The organism is Lentzea sp. NPDC059081, from assembly GCF_042738015.1.
Classification (GTDB): Bacteria; Actinomycetota; Actinomycetes; order Mycobacteriales; family Pseudonocardiaceae; genus Lentzea.
The window spans coordinates 161,134-182,861 of the sequence record NZ_JBHYGW010000010.1 but is presented as its reverse complement, the minus strand read 5'-3'; the positions used below and the strand labels follow the sequence as shown (position 1 = coordinate 182,861).

The 21,728-nt window shown below is 71.4% G+C and carries 21 protein-coding genes; 9 read left to right on the top strand and 12 right to left on the bottom strand.

What is annotated here, in order from left to right:
* Positions 1 to 57 precede the first annotated feature (57 nt).
* Entirely contained in the window at positions 58 to 837 is a 780-nt protein-coding gene (locus ACFWV3_RS23420) for a helix-turn-helix transcriptional regulator (protein ID WP_382413661.1), read from the top strand.
* A gap of 25 nt (positions 838 to 862) precedes the next feature.
* Here the strand turns inward: ACFWV3_RS23420 and ACFWV3_RS23415 are convergent, their stop codons facing one another.
* Complete coding sequence (locus tag ACFWV3_RS23415) at positions 863 to 1,678, bottom strand: esterase/lipase family protein (RefSeq protein WP_382413659.1); 816 nt, start codon at positions 1,676 to 1,678, stop codon at positions 863 to 865.
* 221 nt (positions 1,679 to 1,899) lie between these two features.
* Here ACFWV3_RS23415 and ACFWV3_RS23410 point away from each other — a divergent pair, with 221 nt between their 5' ends.
* On the top strand, positions 1,900 to 3,408 hold the full coding sequence (locus tag ACFWV3_RS23410) for a wax ester/triacylglycerol synthase family O-acyltransferase (protein ID WP_382413658.1): 1,509 nt from the start codon (positions 1,900 to 1,902) through the stop codon (positions 3,406 to 3,408).
* Between the two features lie 50 nt (positions 3,409 to 3,458).
* Positions 3,459 to 3,962, top strand: coding sequence for a hypothetical protein (locus ACFWV3_RS23405; protein ID WP_382413657.1), 504 nt, complete (start codon positions 3,459 to 3,461; stop codon positions 3,960 to 3,962).
* Here ACFWV3_RS23405 and ACFWV3_RS23400 read toward each other — a convergent pair.
* From ACFWV3_RS23400 to ACFWV3_RS23390, 3 genes are read right to left on the bottom strand one after another with little or no spacing between them, the layout of a single operon-like run.
* The gene (locus ACFWV3_RS23400; protein ID WP_382413655.1) at positions 3,872 to 4,786 is read right to left on the bottom strand and encodes an alpha/beta fold hydrolase; all 915 of its coding nucleotides are present in this window, start codon (positions 4,784 to 4,786) and stop codon (positions 3,872 to 3,874) included. The genes ACFWV3_RS23405 and ACFWV3_RS23400 overlap by 91 nt on opposite strands.
* A gap of 42 nt (positions 4,787 to 4,828) precedes the next feature.
* Positions 4,829 to 5,662: a hypothetical protein gene (locus ACFWV3_RS23395; protein WP_382413654.1), complete on the bottom strand. Its 834-nt coding sequence runs from the start codon at positions 5,660 to 5,662 to the stop codon at positions 4,829 to 4,831.
* Positions 5,659 to 6,234, bottom strand: a complete 576-nt coding sequence (locus ACFWV3_RS23390) for an RNA polymerase sigma factor (RefSeq protein ID WP_382413653.1) — start codon at positions 6,232 to 6,234, stop codon at positions 5,659 to 5,661. The genes ACFWV3_RS23395 and ACFWV3_RS23390 overlap by 4 nt, the downstream gene beginning before the upstream one ends.
* A gap of 47 nt (positions 6,235 to 6,281) precedes the next feature.
* On the opposite strand from ACFWV3_RS23390, the gene ACFWV3_RS23385 reads away from it, so the two are divergent.
* Positions 6,282 to 7,184, top strand: a complete 903-nt coding sequence (locus tag ACFWV3_RS23385) for an aminoglycoside phosphotransferase (protein ID WP_382413652.1) — start codon at positions 6,282 to 6,284, stop codon at positions 7,182 to 7,184.
* Here ACFWV3_RS23385 and ACFWV3_RS23380 read toward each other — a convergent pair.
* Together ACFWV3_RS23380 and ACFWV3_RS23375 are read right to left on the bottom strand one after the other, a co-directional pair.
* Complete coding sequence (locus tag ACFWV3_RS23380; protein WP_382413650.1) at positions 7,170 to 8,033, bottom strand: patatin-like phospholipase family protein; 864 nt, start codon at positions 8,031 to 8,033, stop codon at positions 7,170 to 7,172. The two genes, ACFWV3_RS23385 and ACFWV3_RS23380, sit on opposite strands and share 15 nt — an antisense overlap.
* Before the next feature lie 59 nt (positions 8,034 to 8,092).
* A complete protein-coding gene (locus ACFWV3_RS23375; RefSeq protein WP_382413649.1) occupies positions 8,093 to 9,181 on the bottom strand; it encodes an alkaline phosphatase family protein in 1,089 nt (362 codons plus the stop codon).
* A gap of 48 nt (positions 9,182 to 9,229) precedes the next feature.
* On the opposite strand from ACFWV3_RS23375, the gene ACFWV3_RS23370 reads away from it, so the two are divergent.
* On the top strand, positions 9,230 to 11,551 hold the full coding sequence (locus ACFWV3_RS23370; RefSeq protein WP_382413647.1) for a Tex family protein: 2,322 nt from the start codon (positions 9,230 to 9,232) through the stop codon (positions 11,549 to 11,551).
* 55 nt (positions 11,552 to 11,606) lie between these two features.
* Here the strand turns inward: ACFWV3_RS23370 and ACFWV3_RS23365 are convergent, their stop codons facing one another.
* Positions 11,607 to 12,842, bottom strand: a complete 1,236-nt coding sequence (locus ACFWV3_RS23365; protein WP_382413645.1) for an ABC transporter substrate-binding protein — start codon at positions 12,840 to 12,842, stop codon at positions 11,607 to 11,609.
* Between the two features lie 204 nt (positions 12,843 to 13,046).
* On the opposite strand from ACFWV3_RS23365, the gene ACFWV3_RS23360 reads away from it, so the two are divergent.
* From ACFWV3_RS23360 to ACFWV3_RS23350, 3 genes are read left to right on the top strand one after another with little or no spacing between them, the layout of a single operon-like run.
* A complete protein-coding gene (locus tag ACFWV3_RS23360; RefSeq protein WP_382413643.1) occupies positions 13,047 to 13,586 on the top strand; it encodes a hemerythrin domain-containing protein in 540 nt (179 codons plus the stop codon).
* The gene (locus ACFWV3_RS23355) at positions 13,583 to 14,446 is read left to right on the top strand and encodes an NAD-dependent epimerase/dehydratase family protein (RefSeq protein WP_382413642.1); all 864 of its coding nucleotides are present in this window, start codon (positions 13,583 to 13,585) and stop codon (positions 14,444 to 14,446) included. Before ACFWV3_RS23360 ends, ACFWV3_RS23355 begins: the two co-directional genes overlap by 4 nt.
* Positions 14,443 to 15,981, top strand: coding sequence for a phytoene desaturase family protein (locus ACFWV3_RS23350; RefSeq protein WP_382413640.1), 1,539 nt, complete (start codon positions 14,443 to 14,445; stop codon positions 15,979 to 15,981). The genes ACFWV3_RS23355 and ACFWV3_RS23350 overlap by 4 nt, the downstream gene beginning before the upstream one ends.
* Here the strand turns inward: ACFWV3_RS23350 and ACFWV3_RS23345 are convergent.
* Genes ACFWV3_RS23345 through ACFWV3_RS23330 form a run of 4 tightly spaced genes read right to left on the bottom strand, consistent with a single transcriptional unit; the run spans position 15,975 to position 18,175 of the window.
* Entirely contained in the window at positions 15,975 to 16,418 is a 444-nt protein-coding gene (locus ACFWV3_RS23345; RefSeq protein ID WP_382413639.1) for an SRPBCC family protein, read from the bottom strand. The genes ACFWV3_RS23350 and ACFWV3_RS23345 overlap by 7 nt on opposite strands.
* A 24-nt stretch (positions 16,419 to 16,442) precedes the next feature.
* Complete coding sequence (locus tag ACFWV3_RS23340) at positions 16,443 to 16,856, bottom strand: DUF4041 domain-containing protein (RefSeq protein ID WP_382413637.1); 414 nt, start codon at positions 16,854 to 16,856, stop codon at positions 16,443 to 16,445.
* A 42-nt stretch (positions 16,857 to 16,898) separates the two neighbouring features.
* Positions 16,899 to 17,657, bottom strand: a complete 759-nt coding sequence (locus ACFWV3_RS23335; RefSeq protein ID WP_382413636.1) for an LLM class flavin-dependent oxidoreductase — start codon at positions 17,655 to 17,657, stop codon at positions 16,899 to 16,901.
* A 47-nt stretch (positions 17,658 to 17,704) separates the two neighbouring features.
* Complete coding sequence (locus ACFWV3_RS23330) at positions 17,705 to 18,175, bottom strand: hypothetical protein (RefSeq protein ID WP_382413634.1); 471 nt, start codon at positions 18,173 to 18,175, stop codon at positions 17,705 to 17,707.
* 143 nt (positions 18,176 to 18,318) lie between these two features.
* Here ACFWV3_RS23330 and ACFWV3_RS23325 point away from each other — a divergent pair, with 143 nt between their 5' ends.
* Positions 18,319 to 18,870 (top strand): NlpC/P60 family protein, encoded by a 552-nt coding sequence (locus ACFWV3_RS23325; protein WP_382413633.1) that lies wholly within the window; start codon positions 18,319 to 18,321, stop codon positions 18,868 to 18,870.
* A gap of 6 nt (positions 18,871 to 18,876) precedes the next feature.
* Here ACFWV3_RS23325 and ACFWV3_RS23320 read toward each other — a convergent pair whose 3' ends face one another.
* Positions 18,877 to 21,669, bottom strand: coding sequence for a BTAD domain-containing putative transcriptional regulator (locus ACFWV3_RS23320; protein WP_382413791.1), 2,793 nt, complete (start codon positions 21,667 to 21,669; stop codon positions 18,877 to 18,879).
* Positions 21,670 to 21,728: the final 59 nt, after the last annotated feature.

Here is a 21,728-nt window from a genome sequence, read left to right as displayed (position 1 = left end):
GAGCCGCGCTCAGCCTGGTATCCAGAGCGGGTTTATTCTGGAACCGGAGGTGCCAGCATGACCGTCGACCAGCGCCAGGAGCTGGGCCTGTTCCTGCGCAGCCGCCGGGAGCGGCTCACCCCGGCCGACGCGGGCCTGCCGCCGACGTCGCGGCGCCGCACCCCCGGCCTGCGCCGCGAGGAGCTGGCGGTGCTCGCCGGGATCAGCGCCACCTGGTACACGTACCTGGAGCAGGGCCGCGACGTCCAGGCGTCCGACCAGGTGCTGGGCGCGCTCGCCGCGGCGCTCGGGCTGAACCGGTCCGAGGAGGACCACCTGTTCCGGCTCGCCGGACGCGCCAGGGAGATCGCCGCCGAACCGGAACCGCTGGCCGCGGAGATCGCCGCCGTGCCGGGACTCCTGCACGAGCACCCGGCGTACGTCATGACCGCGACCTACGACGTGCTGAGCCACAACGAGGCCGCGGCCGCGCTGTTCGAGAACCTCAGGGACCCCGAGCCGAACCTCGCACGCTGGACGTTCATCGCGGAGGAGGCGCGGCACGTCGTGGTCGACTGGGAACAGGAGGCGCGCACCCTGCTCGCCCGGCTGCGCACCGTGGCGGGCCGTCACCCCGGCGACGAGCGCTTCACCCGGCTGATCGACGACCTGCACGAGGCCAGCCCCGAGGTCCGCGCCTGGTGGCCCCAGCACGAGGTGCAGGCACAGCGCCTGGCCGGGCGGAAACGCTTGCGGCACCCCGTTCTCGGCGCGCTCGACTACGCGTTCACGGCGTTCCACCCGGCGGAGCAGCCCGAGCAGACCCTGGTGATCTACTCGGACCCCAGGCCCCTGTGAGAGAGCCGACTGTGAGAGCGCTTCCTCACGCAGCCCGCGGGTACAGGCGGGCCATCCCCGGAGGCGCGGTGAAGGGCGCCCACGTGCCCTCCGCCTGCGCCAGCCGGTCGGCCACCACCCACAGCACGGTGGCGTTGAAGCCGTAGCCCAGGTGCGAGGACGACACCTGGACGCTCTCGCGCCGCGGTCCCGGTTCCTCGACGCAGGACTCCCACGACACGATCCCGTCCGTCTTGGAGTAGATCGACGTGGCGGGCACCGGGATCGGCGGCCGCGTGGCCTCCGGCGGCGGGAACTCCTCGCGCGGGATGTGCAGGCGCGAGAACAACGCGAACGCGGGCATCGCCCGTGACTGCACGGGATCGCTCATGTTGTACGGAGACCCGAGCGTGACGACCTGGCGCACGCGGTGCGGGTGGTCGCGCGCCATCTCGCGCGCGAAGATCCCGCCGAGCGACCAGCCCACAATGGACACCGGGCCGCCGTGGGCGTCGGACACCTTCTTCACCAGGGCGTGCATGCCGTCGACCGTGCGGCGCGTCGGGCCGATGTTGCGGCCCATGCCCCAGCCGTGCACCTCGTAGCCGAGGCTCGCCAGGAACCGGCGCAGCATCACGGTCGACGAGTCGGCGGCGCCGAGACCGGGGAACACCAGGACGGGGTGGCCGTCACCGGACGGGGCACCGCGCAGCATCGACCGGGTGGCGACGAACTCGCCGACGTCCAGGGCGCAGCGGGTCGGTTCGGTGAGGTACCAGAAGAGGCCGGGTGCGCTCTCTCTGACGAGCCGCAGGGGCGAAGCGGCAGCTTCGAAGACTTCGTCCGAAGGTACGGCGGACATACGAGCCTCCCCACACGTCGACAACCCCGAGCCGGCGCCCCGAGCGGCTTTGCCCGGTGTCTCCATGATGTTTCGTGATCGATCTTTTCGCCAGCACTTTCGAGTCTCGATTCGCCACGCGCAGGTAACGCGTCGGCAACCTCACAGCGGTGAAACGCCTCTCACCTGCATGGACGTCGATTGAGACAGAATCGTGCTCTAGTCTTTTTCGAGTGGATCGGATGAGCTCACTCGACGCAGGCTTCTACTTCATCGAGGACGAGAACGTGCCCATGCACGTCGGCTCCGTCCTGGTTTTCGACGGTCCCGTCCCCTCCTACGGCGACGTGATCCGCCTCTTCCTGGCGCGCATGGACCAGGTCCCGCGCTACCGGCAGAAGGTGAAGGCGCTGCCGTTCCACGTCGGTCGTCCGGTCTGGGTCGACGACGACCACTTCAACGTGCTCTACCACGTGCGGCACACCGCCGTGCCCTCACCCGGTGGCGAGGACCAGCTGCGCAACCTCGCGGGCCGGATCTTCGCGCAGAAGCTCGACGACTCGAAGCCGTTGTGGGAGGCGTGGCTCGTCGAGGGCCTCGAGGGCGGCCGCTGGGCGATCATCTCGAAGGTCCACCACTGCATGATCGACGGGGTGTCCGGTTCGGACATGCTGCAGCTCATCCTGGACTTCCGGAAGGACAGCGTGCTGCCGGAGCCGCCGGAGTGGACCCCGGCGCCGCAGCCGTCCACTCTGGACCTGGTCGTCGACGGCGTGCGCGACGCCGTGGTGACGCCGGTGCAGCACCTCGCCGCCCTGCCCGCGTTCGCGCGGAACCTGCGGTCCTTCAGCGAGATCGTCGACTTCGGCAAGTCCGTGCTCGGTTCCCTTCCCGGTACGGCGAAGCGTCTGGTCACGCGGGCGGCGACGTCGTTGAACGGTCCCATCGGGCCGCACCGCCGCTGGGTGTGGGCGCGCGCGAACCTGGCCGAGATCAAGCAGATCCGCACGGCCGCCGGCGGCACGGTCAACGACGTCATCCTCACCGCGATCACGCGCGGGTTCCGCGACCTGCTGGAGAAGCGCGGCGAGCTGACCGAGGGCATGGTCGTGCGCACGATGGTGCCCGTGTCGATGCGCAAGGCCGACCAGCACAACGAGCTGAACAACCGCGTCAGCGCCGTGCTGGTGAACCTGCCCGTCGGCGAGGCCGACCCGGTCAGGCGCCTCGCGTCGATCCGCGAGCAGATGGACGACCTCAAGGGCTCGCGCCAGGCCGCCGGTGCCGACGTGATCACGAACCTGTCGAACTTCGCCGCGCCGACGCTGATGGCGCTGGGCTCGCGGACCGCGATGCGGTTCCCGCAGCAGATCCTGCAGACCGTCACGACGAACGTCCCCGGCCCGCGCGTCCCGCTCTACATGCTCGGCCGCCCGCTGGTGGAGATGTTCCCGTACGTGCCGGTCGCGTCGACGATCCGGATCACCGTCGGCATCTTCTCCTACCTCGACCGGTTCACCTTCGGCATCAACGCCGACTTCGACGGCGTGCCGGACGTGCAGCTGCTCGCCGACGGCATCCGCGCCGGGTTCGACGAGATGGTGGCGCTGGCGGCCGAGGCGGCGGAGCGCACCGAGGCCGCCCGCAAGGTCGTCGAGACCGCGCCGAAGCCGCGTGCGGTGAAGCCCCGTGCGCCGCGGGCGACGTCGAAGGCGGCGAACAACGGCGTGAAGCCGGAGACCACGGCCTGAGGCACGACCTGACGGTCCGGGCGGGCGAGCACGACCTGCGCCTGACCGTGGTGGGACTCGACGCGCGGCTGGGTGCCCTCGGACTGGCGCTCGGCCAGCTCGACGACGTCCGGATCGAGCTGGAGGACGTGCGGTGGTCGCGCTGGCGGGCCCGCCGCGCCACGGTCGTGTGCCACGACGTGCACGTGAACCCGCCCGCGACGCTGGTGTCGTCGCCCGTCGAGTTCCGCGTCGAGGTGGCCTTCTCGGACATCCCGGAGCTCCAGCGGGTCCGGTGGCTGCCGCTGACCGTCCTGCTGGTCGGGTCTGAGCTGCACGTGCGCCTGCACCGGTGGCTGCCGCCTCGGGTGTTCGCGGTGCCGGACCTGCCGCGCGGTCTGGAGCTGACCGGTGTCGAGCAGCACGACGACCACTTCGTGCTGACCGGAGCCGCCCCCGTGCTGCGGGAACGGCTCACCCTGGGTCAGCTCGCGGACGTGGTCAGGCGGTTGGCGTCCATCCAGTCGAGGACCCGCTCGGACACGACCTCCGGGATCTCCATCTGGGGCACGTGACCCACGCCCGCGTACTCGTCGTAGCGCCAGTGCGGGTTGCGGCGCGCGACGAACCGGGCGGCGGCGACGTTGACCAGCCGGTCCTTGTCGCCGCTCATCAGGAACACCGGCACGCGGATCTTGCGCATGGCCGCGTAGTAGGCACCGCGCTTGGACGTGGTGAGCACGGTGCTGCGGGCCGCCGCGAGGAACGCCGCGTCGAGCCCGTCGACCTTGGCGCGCTCGCCGATGAGGTGCTCCGACGCGAGCTTGAGCTCCTCGGGGATGCTCGAAGGGTCCGCGCAGACCAGGTCGAGCAGCCGGTCGACCTGCTTGCGGGCGGCCACGGCCCGCGACCGCGCCAGGAACCGCTCGCCCAGCCCCGGCACCGAGTACAGGAAGAACGTGCCCAGCATCGTCGGGTCCGGCCGCGTGCCGAACACCATCGGCAGCGCCGGGTCGACCAGCACCAGCCCCGTGACCAGCGCGGGGTCCTGGGCGGTGTGGAAGAGCGAGACCATCCCGCCCATCGAGTTGCCGACCAGCACCACCGGTTCCCGCACGACCTCCGCGAGGAACCGGCCGAGCAGCCGGGCGTTGGCCGGGACCGTGGTCGGCCGGCCCTCGGGGTTGGTCAGCCCGTGCCCGGCGAGGTCGACGGCCACCACCCGCGCCCGCTGGGCGAGCAACGGCGCCAGCAATACCCAGTTGAGGTGCGACCCGCCGAGCCCGTGCACGAGGACGACCCGCGGCCCGTCGTCCGGTCCGCCGAAGTCGACCCAGTGCACGGGCCCGTCGAGGTCCGCGTAGTGGCTGGTCCCGCCGAAGTGCGCCACGGTCGTCATACCAACCAGTATGTCGCTGGGACCGACCGGTCGGTAGTGCCGTCACCGCCAGGGCGTGGCGGGAAGGCACTTCTCGACCGGCGGGCGGCCCCAGCCGTAGATGACCTCCCTGGTTCCTGGGTCGAAGTAGCACGTGGTCGCCAGGTCGGTGCCGGTGCCGAGCAACGCGCCGTTCGCGTCGTATGCGCGCACGACAACACCTTCGTCCGTCCAGGGGACCGCCCAGTTCCGCGGGTAGTAGACGCGGACGGCGAACGTGCCGTTGACGATCTTGGCGTCGGTGGTCCGCCCGTCCACCTCGACCGTCACCCTGGTGACCTGGCCGTCGACCCGGCCGACGACCTGGCGGTAACCAGGCCGTCCCGCGGAGCCGGGCCTGCCGTCGAGATCGCCACCGGGGTGCGCGCTGACGCTGTCGACGGAGAAGTGGCCGGGCAGCCACCGCACGGAGGTCTGGCCGAAGCCGGAGTTGTAGTCCCCGCCCGGCCCACCGATTTCGCAGGTCAGCGCCGCGTTCTCGGAGTAGAGCAACGCCCAGCGCGTCTCCTCGTCCAGGTACTGGCGCAGCTTGCCCGCACCGCTGCTCGCGGACCGCGAACACCCCTCCTCGATCGCCTTCACCCTCTCCGGCGGCAGCGGGAACGCAGGCGTGACCGGAGCGGGCGAGGTGGTGACCTGGACGGCGGGCGTGGGCGGCGGCAGCGGCTGGAGCGCCACGACGCTGGCGACCACGGCGGCCACCACGGCGGCTCCGGCCAGGACCGGCACCACCAGGCGCCGCAGCGGCCGGCCGGTGACCGCGCGTTCGACCTCAGCCCGGATCCGCGCCTGGCGTCCCGGCGGCAGGTCGCGCATGGGCGGCAATGTGCTGGTCATCGGTCCTCCCCGGTGTGCACGAGCTCCCGGTACTGCTGGAGCTTGGACTTGGCCTTGCTGACGCGCGCCCGCACGCTGCCCTCGGTGATGCCGAGCACCGCCGCCGCGTCGGCGTACGACACCTCCGACCACACGCACAGCGCGAGCGCCTCGCGTTCGTTGCGCGGCAGCCCGGCCACGGCGTCGAGCAGCGCCTTCATCCGCCGCTGGTCGTCGAGGCGTTCGGCCACCCGGTCCGCGTGGTCGGGCACCGGCGGCTCCGCGCCGACCCGGCGCAGGTTCCGGAGCCTGCGGGTGAACGACCGCTGCTCGTTGCGCACCACGTTGGTCGCCACCGTGAGCAGCCACGGCAACGCCGACTCGCGCTCCAGCCGCACGTCCGCACGCTTGCGCCAGGCCGTGAGGAACGTGCCCTGCAGGTGGTCCTCGGCCTCCGCCCAGGAGGCGGTCAACCGGAAGCAGTGGTTGTAGACCGCCTTCGCGTGCCGGTCGAACAGCACCCCGAAGGCGTGCGCACTGCCCCCAGCGGCCTGCGACCACAACGCTCGGTCGTCAGGGTCTTCGGTTGTCATACCCGTTCGTGTCCGCTCGCCCCGGTCTTGTTGGCACCCTAAGTGGCGTGGCACATCTGGGGGTATCCGAGCTCGCGACTATCGCGCACGCGGCCTACGGCCGTGAGCTGCGCGGCGTGGACCGCCTGCGCGGCGGCAGCAAGAAGGGCGTCTACCGGCTGACGCTCGACGACGGCACCACGGGCGTCGCCTACGTGTGGCGCGCGTCCGAGGACTACTGGCCAGCGCACGAACCCGATCCGTTGTTCGGCAACGCGAACGGGCGCGACCTGTTCCTCACGGCCCACACAGCGCTGTCCGAGGCCGGGGCGCGCGTGCCGCGGCTGGTGCTCGTCACCGACGACGTGGTCGTGGTGGAGGACCTGGGCAGCGAGTTCCTGGAACAGCGCCTCGACCCGGAGCCACTGGCACGCCTGTGGCACGACGTCGACGCCATGCACCGCCACCTCAGCCCGCACTACGGCCGCCCCGGCGCCCTCCAGCCGGCCGACGCGCCACCCATCCCCGACGTCGTGCTGCGCCGAGCCCTCGGGCACCTGGAAGCCTGCCGCACCAGGGTTCCGCGCATCGCCGCTGCCCGAGCCGAGCTGGAAACCCAGCTGCACCAACGACATGCCCTGATCGAGCCTCGCACGACGTACGGCCTGATCCACGGCGAACTCGGCCCGGACCACGTGCTCGTCGCCGACGGACGACCGGCGCTGATCGACATCGAGGGCGTGATGTTCTTCGACGTCGAGTGGGAGCACGTGTTCCTGCGGCTGCGGTTCGGTCCGCACTACCGCCCGGTCGCCGGCCTCGACCCCGCCCGCCTCGACCTGTACGAGCTGGCGATGCACCTGTCGCTCGTGGAGGGCCCGCTCCGGTTGCTGGACGGCGACTTCCCGCACCGCGAGGCGATGCTGGCGATCGCCGAGCACAACGTCGAGCGCGTGTTAGACGCCGTGTGACGGGTGGCCGTACAGGCCCGCGCCCGTGATCTCCAGCGTGGTCAGGAACGCCGCCGACGCGACGTACGACGTCTCGACCAGGTCCGCTGTGTGCGAGAAGTCCAGTGGAGTCACGGCCTGCACAGGCGGGCCCGGCAGGTAGAGCACGGGCGCCTCCCGCGAGGCCAGCTCGACCTCCAGCACGGCCTGGTTGCGCATGCCGAGGGTGGCCCAGAACAGCAGCGTCTCGGCGAGCGTCCCCGGCACCGTCGGCAGGTGGCCGGGGAACGCGCAGTCCAGCACCACCAACGACTTCGCGCCCATCGCGAGCGCCTGGCGGATCGGGACGTTCGCGAGCACGCCGCCGTCGTAGAGCACGCGGTCGCCGATCTTCACGGGCGGGTAGACGCCGGGGATCGCGGCGCTGGCGAGGATCGCGGGGACCAGGTCCCCCGACGTGATGTTCACGGCCTCGCCCGTCACGCAGTCCACCGACACCGCGCCGAACGGCAGCGTCAGGTCCTCGAAGGACGTGCTGCCGTCGAGGCCCTCGGACACCACGTGGGCCAGGCCGGTGTTCGGGAAGAGGTAGGTCTTGTTGGTGCGCAACGACCTCAGCTGCGCCAGCGGGCCGCCGGGGAACACGCGCTGCCGCGTCATGCCCTCCCACAGCACGGCCAGGCGCGACGCCGCCTTGTCCGGGTCGAGGGCGAGCAACGAGCCGTTGACCGACCCGACCGACGTGCCGACGACGAGGTCCGGCCGCACGCCGTGCTCGTGCAGCGCGCGCAGCATGCCCACCTGCGCCGCGCCGAGGCTTCCGCCGCCGCCGAGCACGAACCCCACGGGTCCTGGCAGTTCGATCGTCACGTCCCGCAATCCTAGGTCTCACCACCCGAAACGGCTGGATTCGACCAACACTGAAACAACTAAGCCTGGTGAACCAGCAGCGGGATCGCCATCTCCTGCCGCGTGCGCGAGCCGTGGAACCCGTTCATGGCGGTCCACATGGGTTCGGCCTGGCTGCGCAGGACGACCGCGGAGTCGTTCATGGCCACGACGACGTCCCCGATCCGGTCGGCCGCGAGCGGGCTGACCGGGCCGAACCACCCGGCGTCCACGGCGTCCTCGCGCGTGAGCACCTCCGCCCGCGTGCCGAGGAACTCGCGCCACACGTCCAGCACCTCGCCGCTCGTCGTGTGCAGGTAGCGCACGCGCGGCTCACCGGCGATCACGCGCACGCCCTGCCACAGCTGGGGCTCGGTGTCGAAGTCGATCTTCTCGTCCGCGGTGATCATGCCGTGGTCCGCCGTCACGACGAGCAGCGAGCCGGACGGCAGCCGCGCCGCGATGCGCGAGGCGAGCAGGTCCACGAACTCCAGCTGCAGCAGCCACTCCGGTGAGCCCGGCCCGTACAGGTGCCCGATCGCGTCGAGGTCGGGGTGGTAGGCGTAGCAGAACGAGCGGTCCTGCTCGACCCCCGCGACCGCCCCGAGCGCGAGGTCGCCGAAGCCCGCCGCGCCGCGGAACCACGACCCGCGCAGCACCGCCCTGGTCAGCCCGCTGCCCCGGTGGGCGATCGGGGCGACGGCGCTGACCGCGACACCGGCGGCCGCCGCGCGTTCGAACACGGTCGGGTGCGGCTGCACGACCTCCGGCACGAGCGTCTTGCGCAGGTCGTGGTGGTGGTCGCCGGCCCGCGACCACGTCAGCGAGTTCAGCACCTCGTCGCCTACTGCGAACGTGTAGCCGACGATGCCGTGCTCACCGGAGAGCAGCCCGGTGCCGACCGACGCGAGGCTGGTGGCGGTCGACGACGGGAAGCCGGCGTCGATCTGCCGCGGCGCGAGGCCTGCCAAAAACGGGGCGTGCCCGGCGTGCGCGCGCAGCAGCTCGTGCCCGAGCCCGTCGACGAGGAGCAGGACGACACGCCGGGCCGGCGGCAGGCCGAGCGTGTTGTCGGCACCCGGAACGTCCAGGCCCGACAGCAATGAGGGGACGACCTCGGCGATGGTCACCTGGACACCGTGCCACGGCCGATTGGGCAACGGGCAGAATGGCGCGCTGTGACAACGCTCATCCACCAGAAGATCGCTGACGAGCTCGGCGTGGCCGCTGGCCAGGTCGGCTCTGCTGTCGAGCTGCTCGACGGTGGCGCGACCGTCCCGTTCGTCGCCCGGTACCGCAAGGAGGCGACCGGGGGTCTCGACGACGCCCAGCTGCGCACGCTCGAGGAACGCCTCGGCTACCTGCGCGAACTGGAGGAGCGCCGCGCGGCCGTCCTCACCTCGATCCGCGAGCAGGGCAAGCTCACCGACGCCCTCGCGGCGCAGATCCACGCCGCCGACTCCAAGGCGCGGCTCGAGGACCTCTACCTGCCGTACAAGCAGAAGCGCCGCACGAAGGCCCAGATCGCGAAGGAGGCCGGTCTCGAACCGCTGGCCGACGCGCTTCTGGGTGACCCCGGCCTGACCCCGCAGGAGGAGGCCGCGAAGTTCGTCGACCCCGCCAAGGAGGTCGCGGACGCCGCAGCCGCCCTGCAGGGCGCGCGGGCCATCCTGGTCGAGCGGTTCGGCGAGGACGGCGACCTGATCGGCGACCTGCGCGAGCAGATGTGGACGCGTGGCCGCGTCGTCTCCAAGGTCCGCGAGGGCAAGGAGACCGAGGGCGCCAAGTTCTCCGACTACTTCGAGTTCGACGAGCCGTTCGCCAAGCTGCCGTCGCACCGCATCCTGGCGCTGTTCCGCGGCGAGAAGGAGGAGGTCCTCGACCTCGTCCTGGAGCCGGAGGAGCCGCGTGAGGAGGGCCCCTCGTCGTTCGAGGTGCGCATCGCCGCGAAGTTCGGCATCGACGACCGCGGCCGTCCCGGCGACAAGTGGCTCACCGACACCGTGCGGTGGGCGTGGCGGACCCGCATCCTCGTGCACCTGGGCATCGACCTGCGGGGACGCCTGCGCGCGTTCGCCGAGGACGAGGCCGTGAAGGTGTTCGCGTCGAACCTGCGCGACCTGCTGCTGGCCGCCCCGGCCGGCACCCGCGCCACGATGGGCCTCGACCCCGGCTACCGCACCGGCGTGAAGGTCGCGATCGTCGACGCCACCGGCAAGGTCGTCGCGCACGGCGTCATCCAGCCGCACGTGCCCGCGAACCGCTGGGACGAGTCGATCGCGAAGCTCGCCGCGTGGTCGAAGCAGTACAACGTCGACCTGATCGCCATCGGCAACGGCACGGCCTCGCGCGAGACCGACAAGCTGGCCGCCGACCTGATCAAGCGCCACCCGGAGCTGAACCTCACCAAGATCGTGGTCTCCGAGGCGGGCGCGTCGGTGTACTCGGCGTCGGCCTACGCGTCGTCGGAGCTGCCGGGCCTCGACGTGTCGATCCGCGGCGCGGTCTCGATCGCGCGCCGTCTGCAGGACCCGCTGGCCGAGCTGGTGAAGATCGACCCGAAGTCGATCGGCGTCGGCCAGTACCAGCACGACCTGTCCGAGTCGAAGCTGTCGCGCTCGCTCGACGCGGTGGTCGAGGACTGCGTGAACGCGGTCGGCGTCGACCTGAACACGGCGTCCGTGCCGCTGCTCACCCGCGTCTCCGGCATCACCGCCGGTCTCGCGGAGAACATCGTGCTGCACCGCGACGCCAACGGCCCGTTCAGGACCCGCACGGCGCTCAAGGACGTGGCACGCCTGGGCCCGAAGGCGTTCGAGCAGTGCGCGGGCTTCCTCAAGATCCGCGGCGGCGACGAGCCGCTCGACGCCTCCTCCGTGCACCCCGAGGCCTACCCGGTCGTGCGGCGCATCCAGGAGGCCTCCGGTGCCGAGCTGATCGGCAACACCGCGGTGCTCACGAAGGTGCGTCCCGAGCAGTTCGTCGACGAGAAGTTCGGTCTGCCGACCGTCACGGACATCCTGAAGGAGCTCGAGAAGCCCGGCCGCGACCCGCGCCCTGCGTTCAAGACGGCGACCTTCGCGGACGGCGTCGAGAAGATCGCCGACCTCAAGCCCGGCATGGTGCTGGAGGGCGTCGTCACGAACGTGGCCGCGTTCGGCGCGTTCGTCGACATCGGCGTGCACCAGGACGGTCTCGTGCACATCTCCGCGCTGTCGAACACCTACGTGAAGGACCCGCGCGACGTCGTGAAGTCCGGTGACGTGGTGCGCGTGAAGGTGCTGGAGGTCGACGAGGCCCGCAAGCGCATCGGCCTGACGCTGCGACTGACCGACGAGCCGGGCAAGCCCGCTCCGAAGCAGCAGGGCGGCGGTGGCCGCGACCGCGGCGGCCGCCCGCAGCAGCGCGGTGGTCAGCGCGGCGGCCAGCAGCGCACCTCGCCCCCGCCCGCGAGCGGGTCGATGGCGGACGCGCTCCGCAAGGCCGGTTTCGGCAAGTAGCCCGACGAGAAACGGCCCCTCCCGCGTGCGGGTGGGGCCGTTTCTCATCTGGTGGCTAGCGGGCGCGCGTGCCCTTGGCCTTCACCAGGTCGGACTCGAACAGGTCCTCCACGGTCGTGAGACCGCCGGGCGCCTTCCGGTCGACCTTGGTGATGTAGGACTGCGTCGCCGACGGCCTGCCGACCAGCGAGTACCGCAGCGGGCCGGTCAGGCCCTGGGTCTCCAGGCCGGTGGTGTCCTGGAACGCCTTCAGCACGCCGTCGCGCGTGAGGTCGCCCTCCTTGCAGGCCTTCTCCACGACGGAGAGGAACACCTTCGCGACGGTGTAGCCGTGGTCGACGTAGATCGCGGGCTTGTCGTTCGGGTAGTACTTGGTGAACGCCGCCGCCACCTCGCGCGGGCCGGGCTTGCTGCCGGTGAACGGCGCCACCGACGTCACCACCGACACCTGCTTCTCCACGGCCGCGCCGACCGGCGAGTCGAGGATCGCGGTGTCGAAGCCGACCACGTTGACCATGAACGGCACCTCCCACCTCAGCGCCGCCGCGACCCCGACGGCCGCCGCGGTCTGGGCGGGCGTGGTGCTCAGCACGACGGCCTTCGCACCGGCCGCCTTCAGCTCCGCGACCTGCCGGGAGAGGTCGGCCGTGGTCTCGCCGATGGGCTGCTCGGCGATCCTCATGCCCCAGCGCTCGCCGACGAACCGGCTGCCCTCGACCGCGTTGTCGCCGTAGGAGCCCTGGACGAACACGTGACCGACCGTGTCGCCCTCCTTGATGACGCCCCGTCGCTTGTAGTAGTCGAGGCCGTTGATGACGTCGAGGTCGTAGGTCGTGCCCACGATCATCATGTGCGGGTTGCCGAGCAGCGAGGCCGCCCACGACGCGGGCGCCGTCAGCGTCTGCGTCTGCATGATGTCCGGCTCGATCGCGGCGGTCATCGGGGTGCCCGCGAGCTCCAGCAGGCCGAGGACCTGCGGCTCCAGCTCGAAGTAGCCGTCGAGCGCCTTCTGCACGTCGTAGGCGTGGTCCTTCTGCTTCAGCTCGATGCGGCGGCCGCAGATGCCGCCCCGGTCGTTGACCTGCTTCAGGTAGAGCTCGTAGCCCTTGATCCGGGTCAGCGCGGACGCTTTGAACGGCCCTGTCATGTCCGAGAGGATGCCGAGCGAGATCGTGTCGTCGGTAACGCCCGGCCCGGTTTTGACCTGGGCTTTCTCGTCTTCCTTGGCGCCACAGCCGGCCACGAGGACGGCGAGCACCACGGCGGTGGGCAGTACACGGCGGAAGGGCATGCAGGGTCCTTGTCCGAGTGATCGTCACATACTAAGCGGTAGCTCAGTATCGGGTGGTGGCCCTCATAGCGGCCCCTTATGTGCTACGGAACACAGATCTGTAAGGTTCATGTGACTACCGCCGCACTACGGAGTGTGATAGCTCTTCGGTGCCGAACGAAATGAGATACGGCGTCGTCGCTCACATTTCGGGTATCCGGGGCCATGGCTGACGACGTGATCACCCTTCTGCACCGCCAACACGCCGAGATCCGCACTCTGTTCGCCGAGGTCGAGACGGCTACGGGACGCGACCGCACAGACGCGTGGCATCGGCTCGTGCGGCTCCTCTCGATCCACGAGACCGCGGAGGAGGAGATCGTCCACCCCGCCGTGAAGCGCGTGCACGGTGGCGAGCCGGTCGTCGAGGCACGGGTGGCGGAGGAACACCGCGCGAAGGAGCTCCTCAGCACGATGGACGGCATCGGCCCCGACGCCGAAGGCTTCGACACGTTGCTCGTGCAGCTGCGCGACGACGTCCTCGCGCACGCGGACCACGAGGAGCAGACGGAGTTCCCGCTGCTGCGCGAGGTGTACGACCAGGACCGCCTCGAACGCATGGCGATGGCCGTGGAGGCCGCCGAGGCGATCGCGCCGACCCGCCCGCACCCCGGTGTGGAGAGCCCCGTCGCGAACCTGGCGCTCGGCCCGGTCGTGGCCGTGGTGGACAAGGCGCGGGACGCCATCCGCAAGGTCCTCGGGTGAGGATCGTCGTCACCGGCGGCTCCGGGAACGTCGGCACCGCGCTGCGCCGGCACCTCGACTTCGAGGACGTCGGTGTGGACGTGCGCACGCTGTCGTCGTTGCGGGACGCCATCCGCGGCGCGGACGTCGTGGTGCACCTCGCGTGGGCGGTCAAACCGACCGACCGCGAGACGAACGTCGACGGCAGCGAGCACGTCCTCGCCGCGTGCGTGAAGGAAGAGGTCGGTCACCTCGTCGTGGCGTCCTCGGTGGCCGCGTACGCACCGGCGTCGCGGTGGTCGAGGGTCGACGAGTCCTGGCCGGTGACCGGGATCGACGGCAGCTCGTACAGCGCGCACAAGGTGGAGCTGGAGCAGATGCTGCGCCGCTATCCGTTGCCGTGCACCGTCATCAGGCCGTGCGGCATCGGGCAGGCGTCCGCGGCGCCGCAGCTGCGACGGTGGCTGCTCAGCCCGTTGCTGCCGCCGCGGTTGTTGCCGTACCTGCCGATCCCGCTGTGGAACGACCTGCGGTTGCAGCTGGTGCACTCCGACGACGTGGCACGCGCGATCGCGGAGATCGTGGCGCGCAAGGCGCTGGGTGCCTACAACCTCGCATCGGAACCGGTGCTGACCGCGCCGGTGATCGCCGAGCTCGTCGGCGCCGGCCGCGTGCCGGTGCCGTATCCGCTGGTCGAGAAGCTCGCGGGCGCGACGGCACGGCTGCGGTTGCAGCCGCTGACCCCCGAGTGGGTCCGCATGGCCGACCAGGCGCCCCTCGTGCGGTCCACACGAGCGCAGCGTGATCTGGAATGGTGGCCCGAACACGACGCGCGCGACGTGCTGCGCGAGGTCGTCACGGCGATGGGAGGACGTGCGTGAACGAGGTCGACGCTGTCGTCATCGGCTCCGGCCCGAACGGCCTGGTCGCCGCGACCCTGCTGGCCGACGCCGGCTGGGACGTCCTGGTGCTGGAGCAGCGCGACACCCCCGGCGGCGCCGTCGCGTCGGCCGAGATCACCGCGCCGGGGTTCACGAACGACCTCTACAGCGCGTTCTACCCACTCGGGCTCGGATCGCCCGTCATCGGCGCGTTGAACCTCGACGTGCAGTGGCAACACGCACCGGCCGTGCTCGCCCATGTGCTGCCGGACGACCGCGTGGCGCTTCTCTCTCGCGACGTCGACATCACGGCGAAGTCCGTCGGTGCGTTCGCCGACGCGGACGCGGAACGGTGGCAGGCGGAGTACGCGCGCTGGAAGACCGTGCGCGACGCCGTGCTCGAATCACTGATGCGCCCGTTCCCGCCCGTGCGTGGCGCCGTGTCGCTGCTGAGGGCCGCGGGCGTCGGTGACGCCCTGCGCCTGGCCCGCACGTTGACGCTGCCCGTGCGGCGGCTGGGCGAGGAGCTCTTCGAGGGCGAGGGCGCCCGCGTGCTGCTGGCCGGCAACACGATGCACACCGACCTCGGCCCGGACCAGGCCGGCGGCGCGGGCTTCGGGTGGCTGCTCGCCATGCTCGCCCAGGACGTCGGCAACCCGGTCCCCCGCGGCGGCGCCGGTGAGCTGGCCGCCTCCCTCGTCCGCCGCTTCGGTGGTCGCGTCGAGACGAACGCGAAGGTCACCGGTGTGCTGCACGCGCGCGGTGTGGCCGTCGGCGTGCGACTCGAAGACGGCTCCGTGGTGCGCGCACGCCGTGCCGTACTGGCCGACATCCCCGCGCCGAAGCTCTACCTCGACCTGATCGGCGCCGACGCGCTGCCCGGCAGGCTCGCCGACGACCTGACCCGGTTCCAGTGGGACGCCGACACGATCAAGGTCGACTGGGCGCTGTCCGGCCCGATCCCGTGGACCAACCCGGACGCCGCGCAGGCGGGCACCGTCCACCTCGGCGGCGACGTGAACGGCCTGGCCACCACGGCCCACGAGCTGGCGAGCGGCAAGGTGCCGCGCACCCCGTTCGTCCTCATGGGTCAGATGACCACGACCGACCCGACCCGCTCGCCCGCCGGGACCGAGGCGGCCTGGGCGTACACGCACGTGCCGCTGCACGGCAACTGGACGCCGGAGCGCCTGAAGCGCCGCGCCGACCGCCTGGAGCTGATGATCGAGGAACGCGCCCCCGGCTTCCGCTCGAAGATCGTCGGCCGCTCGGTGCTCGGCCCCGACGAGATCGGCTCGGTCAACGGCGGCACGAGCGCCATCCACCAGCAGCTGGTCTTCCGCCCGGTGCCGGGCCTGGGCCGCGCGGACACCCCGTTCGACCGCCTGTACCTGGCGGGCGCGTCGGCGTGGCCGGGCGGCGGCGTGCACGGCGCGGCCGGGGCGAACGCGGCACGGGCGGCACTCGCCCGGTGGGGCGCGGCGGGCGAGCTCTACCGCGCGCTGATCCAGGGAGCCCACCGGGCGATCTACTGACCGGCGCGGCCCTTCGCCAGCGCGTTCAGGCGCTGCAACGTCTCGCGGTTGCGCGGCGCCAGCAGGGCGTCCTGCACGGCCTTGGGCATGAGCGTCGTCGGGCCGCGCACCACCCGCTCCGCCATCCGCACCTCGGTCAGCCGCTCCGACCGCGCGGTGAGGGTGAACGTGATCCGCGCGGCGCCCATCGGCCACAGCCGCGCGTCCAGCTCCAGCAGGTGGTCCGGCTCGGTGCGCACCACCTCGGTCGTGTCCTCGATGGTCAGCGGCCAGGGACCCACGCTGTGGTGGATCCGCGTGCCCCGCTCGGGCCAGCCGGCGTCGACGTCGCGGATGTGCGACGCGCCCACCACCCAGCCCGCGTAGGACCAGCCGTCGGCCAGCACGGCCCACACGGCGTCGATCGGAGCGTCTACTTCCAGGGAAACCTCAGCCACGCCGGAGAGGTACCCGCTGGTGCATCACGCAATCCGGCGGGTGCGGCGGGCCTCTGCCCTGCGCCGCAGGTGGTCGGCGGTGAGCTCCAGCTCGCACGCCCGCAGCGCCTGGTAGCGCGGCGAGATCCGCAGCGCGAACGCGCCGCTGAGCCGCTCGATCGCCGAGGCCGCCCGGTCGAGCCGCCTGCGGGCCGCGTCCAGGCCGCCGGCGTGCAGCATGTGCAGGCAGTTCTCGGCCTCGCCGTTGTACGAGCGCAGCATCAGCGCCGTCCAGTCCTCGACGAGCCTGCGCCGGGCCACGTCCGAGCCGTCGCGGGGGACCTGCCCGCCACCCTCGACCGCGGCACCCGTCCTGATCAGCGTCTTCATCTCGGCGTGGATCAGGTCGAGCCGGGCCTGGTGGTCCAGGGCCGCCTCCGAACGGCGATGGGGAACCATGCCCGTTCCATCGTCCGGGGGAACGGGCCGTTATCTCTCGCGCTATGCACTCACTCCATCGAGTGATCCGACGAACTCGACGAACCCTTCCGGGTCCTCACTCGTGGCGGACTGTTGCAAGATCACGCTGGTCGCGCCGGCCTCGGCCACCTGCGTGACGAGGTCCGTGACGAACGCGCGGTCGCGCGAGTCGGTCTCCACGTAGACGACCACGGGGTGCTCGCGGGACGCCCTGATCGCCCGGACCCGGTCCAGGTCGGCCGACGCGTCGAGGATCGTGCCGTCCCCCACCTCACCCGCGAGGTCGAGCGTCTTCATCCCGAGCCCGCCGACGTAGACCGGCATCGGGGCGGCGGGCGGCCAGTCCAGCGCCACACCGGTCACCTGCACGTACCGGCCCTCGACGGTGAGCCGTTCGCCGGCCAGCAGCACCTTCAACGCGGTCGTGTACTCGCGCAGCAACGTCAGCGGCGACGACACCCGCACGCCGACCTGGCCCATCCAGTCCTGCACGCCGTGGCCGATGCCGATCGTGACGCGGCCGGGGAACATCCGGTCGAGCGTCGCGGCCTCCATCGCGGTCAGCGCGACGTTGCGCAACGGCACCGGCAGCAGTCCCACGCCGACCTTCAGCCGTTCGCTCCAGGCGAGCGCGGCCGCCGCGGCGGCGACACCGCTCTCCAGGAAGCAGTCCTCCCACAGCCACAAGGAGTCCACACCGGACTCCTCGGCGGCGAGGACGACGGAGCGGAGCCTCTCGGGCGGGAGCTGGGGCCGGTAGACAGCGCCGAGTGTGGTCACCCGACAACTACTACCGGCCCCGCCCCCGGTTCAGCAACAGACTTCGATCAGCAGCCGCAGCTGTGGTACGTGACGTCCCAGTGGTTCGACTCGAGGTAGTAGATGTTCCCCGCGTTCGACTCCCACTTGTTGCCGCCGATGGACGAGAACTTGCTCTTGACGTAGTTCGTGATGCAGCTGTTCAGGCGGAAGTCCACCTTGTAGCCGTTCCAGTGCGAGTACGTGCCCGACGCGTGGCCGGTCTCCGTGCCGCCGGTGATGGTCAGCGAACAGCCCGAGGCGCTCTTCAACGTCTTGGCACCCGCGATGGTCGTCTGGTTGATCTGCTCGAACGAGGTGCAGTTCGACTGATTGCGGTTGCTGCAGTTGCCGCTCGAGTCCCACCCGATGCCGGCGGCGCTGAGCTGCGCGGTCGCCTGCGAGTGGGTGTACTTGGCCGGCGCCGCCGACGCGACGGACGCGCCCATCAGCAGAGCGGCGAACATCGCGATCACGGCTGCAACCGTGCGAACGAACATGTGCTCTCTCCTTATAGCCCGAACAAGGTGCCGAGAAGCTAGGGAGAGCCGGTAAAGGGACGCCTAAATCCGCCTTAGGCCGATCTTTGGCGCCTCAGTGGACAGTTCCGCTCGTCACCAACCGGAAGTCGATCGGAGCAACAATGCGCATTCGCCACGCCGTGGCGGCGACCGCGATCTGGCTGGGGCTCCTGGGAGGTCTGAGCGGCATCGCCCAGGCCTCCCCGGAGGGCCTCGCCGAGCAGGAGGCCGGCGTCTCGCAGGTCGAGGCGGCGGCCGGGTACGGCGGCACGGTCACCCGCACCGAGGTGATCAAGCGGGCCAAGGACTGGTGGGACCGCAAGGTCCCCTACAGCCAGTCCGCGTACGCCTGGGACGTGAACAAGGGCAAGAAGTACCGCACGGACTGCTCCGGCTTCGTGTCCATGACGTGGAAGCTCACCACGAGCCGCAACACGCGCAACCTCGACGAGGTCGCCACCAAGATCTCGTGGACGAGCCTCAAGCCGGGCGACATGATCCTGCGCAACGGCCACGTGAAGCTGTTCGAGAAGTGGGCCAACTCGGCGAAGACCTCCGCGTGGATCTACGAGGAGGGCAGCACGGCGACCGACATGGACCACGAGACCGTGTCCGTCTCGTCGCTGAAGAGCGGCGGGTACGCGCCGTGGAAGTACAAGAAGATCAGCGGCTGAGCGCGGTCAGCTGATCGCGAGGCCCCACTGGGCGTGCCACTGGCGCACCTCCCCCGACTCCCTGGTGCCCAGTCGTGCGAAGAGCCCGGCGGCCTCGTCCCAGCAGCGGTCCGCGCCTGCCACATCCCCCCGGCAGGCGTGGACCGCGCCCAGGTCCCGCAGGGTTCTGGCCCGCCACAGCGGCAGCCCGAGGTCGGTCCAGGCCGTGATCGCCTCGGTGAGCACCACGCGGGCACCGGCGTAGTCGCCCGCCACGAGCCGCCACTCCCCCAGCGTGCGCCGGACGAGCGCCTCGCCGAACCGGTCGTTCACGTCCCGGCAGCCCGTCATCGCCTGGTGGATCAGCTCCTCCGCCGGGTCGAGCAACCCCTTGCGCAGCAACACCTTCGCCCACGCCTGGGCGGTGTAGCAGCCGAGCAGGTCGTCGCCGGTGCCGGTGACCATCTCGTGGGCGCGCCGCAGGTGCGCCTCTGCCAGGTCGAGCTCGCCGCGGGCGCGGTGCACCAGCCCGATCCCGCGGGCCGCCAGCGCCTCGCCCCGCCTGCTGCGCACCGCGCGGTACCCGGCCTCCGCGGTCGCGAGCGTCTCGAACGCGGCCGCGTCGTCACCGAGCTCCCGTTGGATGGAGCCGATTCCGTAGAGCGCGTGGGCGACGCCTTCCGGGTCGTCCTGCTCCAGCAGCTCACGGGCCCTGCCCAGCGCCTCCAGCGCGCACGGGTACTCGCCGAGCTCCCGGCAGACCATGCCGATGCCGTTCATGGCGACGGCCTCGCCGTGCTTGTCGCCGATGTTCACGAACAGCGTCCTGGCCGTCTCGAACCACGACCGCGCCTCGACCAGGTTGTCGCGCTTGTAGTGCATCTGCCCGAGACTGCACCGCAGCACCGCTTCGAGCCTGAGGTCGCCCGTCTTCCACACGGCCTCCAACGCCGCCGTGTGCGTCCGTTCCCAGGCCTCATAACGGTTCCTGAGCCCGAACCACGCGAACACCAGCACCTCCGCGAGCTGGGACGCGATCTCCGCGAGGCCGAGCTCCGCCGCGCGCTCGACCAGCTTGACCAGCAACGGTTCCTCGCGCGCGAACCAGGCGTCCTTGTCGGTCGGGCGCGCTGCCGCCGTCACCACGCCCAGCGAGTCCTGGAACCGCGGCACGGCGAGGAACAGGTGCTCGGTCAGCCCATCCACAGTGGACAGTGCGGCGACGACGGCCCTGCGCACGACGTCCTCCCGTTCGCGCTGCGGGTCCTCCGCCTCCGCGAGCTCGCGGGCGTGCAACCGCACCAGCTCGTGCATCCGGTACCGGGCGCTGCCGGTCACGTCGAGCAGCCGCGCGTCGACGAGCTGGTCGAGCGCGTCCTCGTCGAACAGGTGCGCCCACAGGAAGCTCGGCAGCTCCGCCGCGCCGAGGTGGCCGAACGTCCGGTACGCGCCGCGGACGTTCTCGTCGAGCCCCCGGTAGGTCAGCTCCAGGCCGGCCCGCACCGCGAGGTCGTCGGCGACCAGCTCGTCGAGCCGGCTGCGTTCGCTGGAGAGCCGCTTGACCAGCTTGGACACCGGCCAGTGCGCGCGTCCGGCGAGCCGCGCGCCGGTGATCCGCACCGCGAGCGGCAGGTAGCCGCACAGCCGCGCGACCTCCGCCGCCTGGTCGGGCTCGTCGGACACCCGGTCGTCGCCGAGGATGCGCTTGAGCAGCGTGACGGCCTCGTCGCTGCTCAGCACGTCGAGCGGGACCCGGCGCACGCCCTCCAGCCCGCACAGCCGGCTGCGGCTGGTGATCAGCGTGAGACAGCCGGGAGTGCCCGGCAGCAGCGGTCTGACCTGCGACACGCTCGTGACGCCGTCCAGCACGATCACCACGCGCCGCCCGCCGACCGTCGCCCGCCACAGCGCCGCGCGTTCCTCGGCGGACTCCGGGATCCGCTCACTGGGCACGTCCATCGCCCGCAGCAACGCGTCGAGCGCCCCGGACGGCGAGTGCAGGTCGACGAACAGCTGCCCGTCGGGATAGCGGTCGGCGAGCCGGTGCGCCGCGTGCACGGCGAGCGCGGACTTGCCGACGCCCGCCGGCCCCTCGATCCACCACACGCCGCCGTCGCTGTCGAGCAGCCGCCCGAGCTCCGGGTCGCGCCCGGTGAAGTCGCCGGCGTCGCGCGGCAGGTAGTTGCGGCGGCTGTCCCGCGCGCCCTCCAGCACGTCGCGGTAGAGCTGCTGGAGCTGCTCGCCGGGCTCGACCCCGAGCTCGTCGACGAGGACCTTGCGCGTCTCCCGGAACACCCGCATGGCGTCGGCCCTGCGCCCGGCCCGCGCGAGCGCGGTCATGAGCTGCCCGCGCAGCCGTTCGGCCAGCGGGTACTCGGCGACGAAGATCCCGAGCCGGTCGACGATCTCCGCGTGCCGCCCCAGCGCGAGCTCGGCGTCGACCAGCGCCTCGGCGGCCGCGAGCCGTTGCACGTCGAGGGTCTGCGCGAACACCACGGGCGCGCCGCGCCAGAGCTCGAGCGCCTCCGCGAGCACCTCGGCCTTGACCTTGAGGTCGGGCTCGTCACCCGCCTGGGCCACGAGCTTGCGGAACAGGTGCAGGTCGACGTCGCCGGGCTCGGCGTTGAGCACGTACCCGGCGGCCCTGTGCTCGACCGGCAGCCCGGCCCTGCGCAGGCTGGAGATGTGCACCTGCAGCGACTTGCGCGCCTGCGGCGGCGGCTCCTCGCCCCAGATGAGATCGATGAGCCGTTCGACGGGGACGATCTTCCCGCATTCGACGGCCAAGACAGCTAGGATCTGCGCGGGCTTCGGCGGCACTGACGGCTCGACCGGCCCGAGAATCCTGACCTCCACTGCGTGCCCCCACCAGTGTTGAA